The organism is Pseudomonas monteilii NBRC 103158 = DSM 14164, from assembly GCF_000730605.1.
Classification (GTDB): Bacteria; Pseudomonadota; Gammaproteobacteria; order Pseudomonadales; family Pseudomonadaceae; genus Aquipseudomonas; species Aquipseudomonas monteilii.
Genome location: NZ_BBIS01000090.1, coordinates 1 through 5,111 on the forward strand (window position 1 = coordinate 1; position 5,111 = coordinate 5,111).

3 protein-coding genes are annotated in these 5,111 nt (G+C 54.0%); all 3 read right to left on the reverse strand.

Annotated elements, in window-relative coordinates:
• A partial coding sequence (locus PM2_RS29065) for a hypothetical protein (protein WP_042132630.1) occupies positions 1–2,262 on the reverse strand: 2,262 nt, incomplete at its 3' end.
• A gap of 47 nt (positions 2,263–2,309) precedes the next feature.
• A complete protein-coding gene (locus tag PM2_RS29070; RefSeq protein ID WP_042132631.1) occupies positions 2,310–3,962 on the reverse strand; it encodes a hypothetical protein in 1,653 nt (550 codons plus the stop codon).
• A gap of 347 nt (positions 3,963–4,309) precedes the next feature.
• A partial coding sequence (locus PM2_RS29075; RefSeq protein ID WP_042132632.1) for an IS3 family transposase occupies positions 4,310–5,111 on the reverse strand: 802 nt, incomplete at its 5' end.

The following is a 5,111-nucleotide window of genomic DNA, read 5'->3' on the forward strand; positions in this document are numbered from 1 at the left end:
GTCAAACGTTCCATCGCCTTTGTATTTATGCCAATGCGTGGCCGCAGCCGGCACTTTTTCTTTGGGGACGCTTCTTGTAGTCCGGTAGAATGTGAGTTGTACGCCAGTACCCGAAACTTTCGCCTCCAGCCAATAGCTCCCGCTCTGGTCCACCACAACCAACACATCGATAGTGCGCTTACTATTATCTGCGCTTGAAACTTCCACCTCGGCGAGCCGAGACGAAATGAAGTTAAGAGGTTCCCCTGCGCCAGGCGCTGGCAGCGTTTTAGCTGCTACAAACTTGCGCCCGTCCTGCATTGTCGGGTCTTTATCCGGGTCTTCCTCAATTGCTCCCAGATTCTGGTCCTTGAGGGTCCAGGTCAGGGCCTTCTTGTCCACTTCACCGGCTACCAAGGAGTGCTTGCTACCCAGCGAGACGACCACCACAGAGGGATAGACTGATACAGAACTTTCAACCAGGCTGAGCATTGCTTTGCTGACCTTGTCGCCGGCCGTGGCAGTGACGATGACCCGACGGAAGCCCGATGCGCGCAGCGAATCGGCGCTAGGCGCCGTGTATTTACCTGAAAGGTCAATATCCCCTTTCTCGCCATCTTCGCCATCAACATTGTCCACTGACCATTCGATGTCGCTTGCGCCTGATGCCTTGAACGTCAGGCTGCCACCGCCGGCAACTACAGCCTCGCTCGGCTCAATAACCAGATCGGTACGTTGCGGTGACAAGTGGCCAAGAACGGTCAAATCCCCAGGCTGATGCAGAGTTTTAGGCGTGACGATATTGTCGCCCCTGAACAGTAGGTTATTCAGACGGAAGGCATCCAGCGTAGTGCCGATAGTACTCAGTGGCCCTACAACTTCATCCACAGGACCCCGTAGCTTCCATTGATAAACCGCCAAATGAGTCTTGATCCACTTACGGTCATTACTAGTTCCATCGAAGCTATCTACCTCCCAGTTACTGTATGCCCGCTCATGCTCACGCCTCAAAACTATAACCGGACGACCATCTACCTCTTCAACCACAAAGCGGAAAATAACTTCAATTTCCACTTCCACCTTAATCGTCGCATACCTGTAATACCACGGATCATATTCACTTTCTAGCTTCAAACCCATCGTAGAATCAACGTAAATCGGATCCGGCTTGAACTCCAGCCTAACTGCGTCACCAGCAATATAAAAACGCAGCGGCTTTTCACCACTGTAACTCATCGTAAACTTTGGCAAATCGTATTTTCGCATAGGATACTCAAAGTGAATTTCCCCACTAATCCCACCCTCTGTTGCAACCAACTGCCGATGACTTGACCCCGGAATCTCACGATCCTGCAACTTCACCTCTTCTATCCATGGCACTGCATTAATCACCGGAAGAATTACTTTCTTCCACATAAGATCCTGACCCAGGATCAAATTACTGGTAAACTTATCCGCCGACGAAGGCAACATATACAGCATATCTTCATCGTCATGCGGGTATGAACCATTCTTATCGTCTTTCATAGCAATGAACAGTACCACAGCCCCTTCGCCAAAGGCTGGATCACCACGTTTTGCGGAACCATGCTCTGCATGAGTACGTATGCCAAAACGCGCTGGTTGCAGCACCGAGTCTTCGCTCTCCCTCAACTCGCTGAGTGGCAGCGTGGTCAGTTCGTCGCCCCATGTTTTCATTAATTCAGCAAGGTGGGTACCTAGCTTAATACGCTCAAACTCTGTTTCCACACCGGTAAACTTGTACTGGTAGATAAGTTCGCCATTGTCATCCAGTTGTATAAGTTTCAACACCACAGCCCCTTCATCACCGATACTGCTCTGTGACGTTGCCAGATCTGCCGTGAAGATCAATGAGGGGCCTACAATCGCATTCAAGGTGGACAACCGTGTGACTACCTTATGCGTCTCACCCGCGTGGACGGACTCAATGAGTTGCAATTGTTTACCACCTACCATGCGCATGGTCGCGGCGACCCTGCCGTGTCGGATAGAGGCGTTCTCGAAAGACAGCCGGGGCCTATCCAGCGTCAAACCCATCAGCACATGCTTGACGCCTTCGCCAATATCTTCTTCGGAATCTTCGAACACGGGGAACTGCTGATCGGTACCAAGCCGGTCAATGTACTCCTGCATAAGCAGGACATTGGTTTTTTGCCGATCGAAAACCAGGATGGCACCCCACCCGAATGTCCAGCGCTGTTTTTCCATTTCTTTCAAATAGTCTTCAAGGCTTAATGCTTTAGGGGAAACATGTTTATTCATGGTCAGTGATTCCTTGGATACATATCAAATGTTCAACCCGACACGGGCTACTGGGTTTTTCGAGGTGTCAACTTCAGGGTCGGCAGCGCATGCCAGCTGTCGCCCTTGTCATAGCTGACTTCGGCAGATACCGTGTACTGCAGGTTATCGGTCATCTGCTCGTAAACAGCCCTGGACAACCACTGCTGGACTCGCGCGTCTTCGAACTCGGTAACAGTGATAGCCACCTTGTTGCGCAACACGCCGCTAGCCAGGCCATCAACACGAATAGTCAGCAACTGCCCTGGCGCGGCGAATGACCATAGCCCCAGGCCGCTGATCAACAGTTGTGCACCATTGGCTGTCAATCTGCTCCGTTTCAGGTCGCCGTTGGCTTCCGCCTGCGGGCAGGCCATGGTGGGGTTCGGTGCCAGAGGCGCGACACGCAGGTTGACCGGCGAAGATTCGTCAACAACGGCACCCTCGCTGTCGACAATCTTGTAGCGCACCGTGAAACGTCTGCCTTCGATATCCCCAGGCTGGTGCATATTGGCTGCGACTACACCAGGGTCGACCTTGTAGCGCCGCTCCGTGCCCGGCTCTGGCTCGCGGACAACCTGCTGCCCGCCATTGGGGTGACCCAACCAATGCACTTCGATGGATTCGCCTGAACGCAGGTCAAACTCTGGAACGTTCACGTAAGCGCCGTCGATGGCATTGCGCGCGTTGAGTACCTGCTTGTCCGTGCCATCAGCAATGGCATGGTCAATAATCGGGGCGATCAGGTTGCGCGGCGCTTCAACCGCCACGGTCAAGGTATCGGAGGTCAATGCCCGGCCGTCACGGCCATACTGGTAGAACACGTTGTTGTTCCCGGTTTGCAGTGCCTGCGGGCCGATCAGGAACAGCGTTTCCTTGGCTTCCAGGCTGCTGGCATCCATCCGTGCAACCTGTAACAAGGTGTCCGCGCTCTGCGCTACTCGCCAATGCAACAAGACAAAATCACCCGCTTGCATGTCGGGATGGGCAGGCACACGAACCATCACGCCCTGGGGATATTTGTCCGGGTCCAGCGGGTCGCCTGTATAGCCATCCACCGTTGGAGCCCCAAGTACCGGGGTAGCGCTGGGGGCCTCGGTGATCTCGAACACCTGTACCGGCGAGTCGAGTGGGTTTCCATCAAGAGGAACCTGGTAATGCATCTCGGCCCGGCCACCGCGAATGGGCGTAAATTCGGATCTGCTTACAGGCCACAGCAGTGGCAAACCAACGTTCTGTGCGGTGACCTCGTGGAACTCGCTTACCGGTGTTTGCTCCACATCCGCCTGGTCGAACCGGCGAATGACCAACTCGACACGGTGACCCGGTTGCATGGCCTGGTACGGCGGAGCCTGCATCAACACGCCTTCGGTTTCGAGTTCATTCCAGTTGATTACCCGGTCATGGGATTCGCGCCCTTGTACGACCGCTAGCGTTTCCCCCTGCACGGGGGTATCACGCACACCGAGGTAGCAGCGCAGGCGCAGGGAATCAGGGGTCTCTTCGGAGAAGTCGCCAACTTTGTAGGAACAAAAGGCCCAGCCATCCTTGAAAGGCTCGACCATCGCGTTTTTGACCGACAAGGAAAGGCCAACGGCGGGATCGTAATCTGACGGGACTTCGGCAGCTGCGCCCAGTTCGTCGAACGGCGTACCGTCCACGCCGACACCTCGCCAAATCAAGAACACTTCCTTCTTGTTGAATCCGCATTGCTATCGCTAAGGGTCATTCGCCTGCTCCTGGTCGGGCATTGATGGCGATATTTCTACTGCGATAGCCAACCGCTGCCTACTGGCAGAAATGATAGGTCAGCGCTGCTCGCCTGCCGCCGGGCAACTTCGTGCGACCTGATAAATCTGCTAGGTGCGTAACTGACGAATTAGCGCTTAGGCTCTGTATGAAAAGTTTTGAGACGCAGGTCAGGCAAGGCGAAAACAGCCGAGGAAGCGGAGTTTACGGGTTGTAAATGAGCATTCCGAGGCTGTTTTCAACGCAGCATGACCAAGTATCAAGGCTTTTCGTACAGAGCCTAGACACTCTCCAAGCTCAGGAAATAGCGTTTCTCATACTCTACTGGAGACAGCTGCATAGCACTGCTATGTCGACGTTTTGGGTTATAGAACATCTCGATGTAATCGAAAATATCACTTCGGGCTTCGTCACGCGTTGCGTAGATCTTTCGTCGGATTCGCTCCCGCTTCAAAAGCTGGAAAAAGCTCTCGGCTACGGCATTGTCGTGGCAGTTTCCCCGTCGGCTCATGCTGCTGATCACATTATTGGCCTTAAGGAAGCTTTGCCAATCTGAGCTACTGAACTGACTGCCTTGGTCTGAGTGAATCATCACTTGCTGCTGTGGCTTGCGTCGCCAAACGGCCATCAGCATCGCGTCGATAGCAAGGTCGCTGCACATCCTTGGCTTCATTGACCAACCAATTACTTGGCGTGAGAAGAGATCCAGCACTACCGCCAGATAAAGCCATCCTTCATAGGTGCGGATGTAAGTGATATCTGTCACCCAGACCTTGTTCGGCTCGCTGACCTTGAACTGCCGGGCAAGGTGGTTAGGCGAGGCCACTGTTGGTTTTCCGCCATAAAACGCAGGACGACGGCGATAGCCCGTTTGCGAACGCAGCCCCTCTGCCTGCATCAAGCGCCCCACCCGATTTCGCCCGCAGGTTTCTCCCAGCTCACGCAGGTCATCGTGAATTTTGCGATAGCCGTACACACCGCCACTCTCCAGCCAAGCATGCTTGATCAAACCGAGCAGACGATGATCTTCTTTTGCTCGGGCAGATTGAGGCTCGGCCAGCCAGACGTAGTAGCCGCTGGGA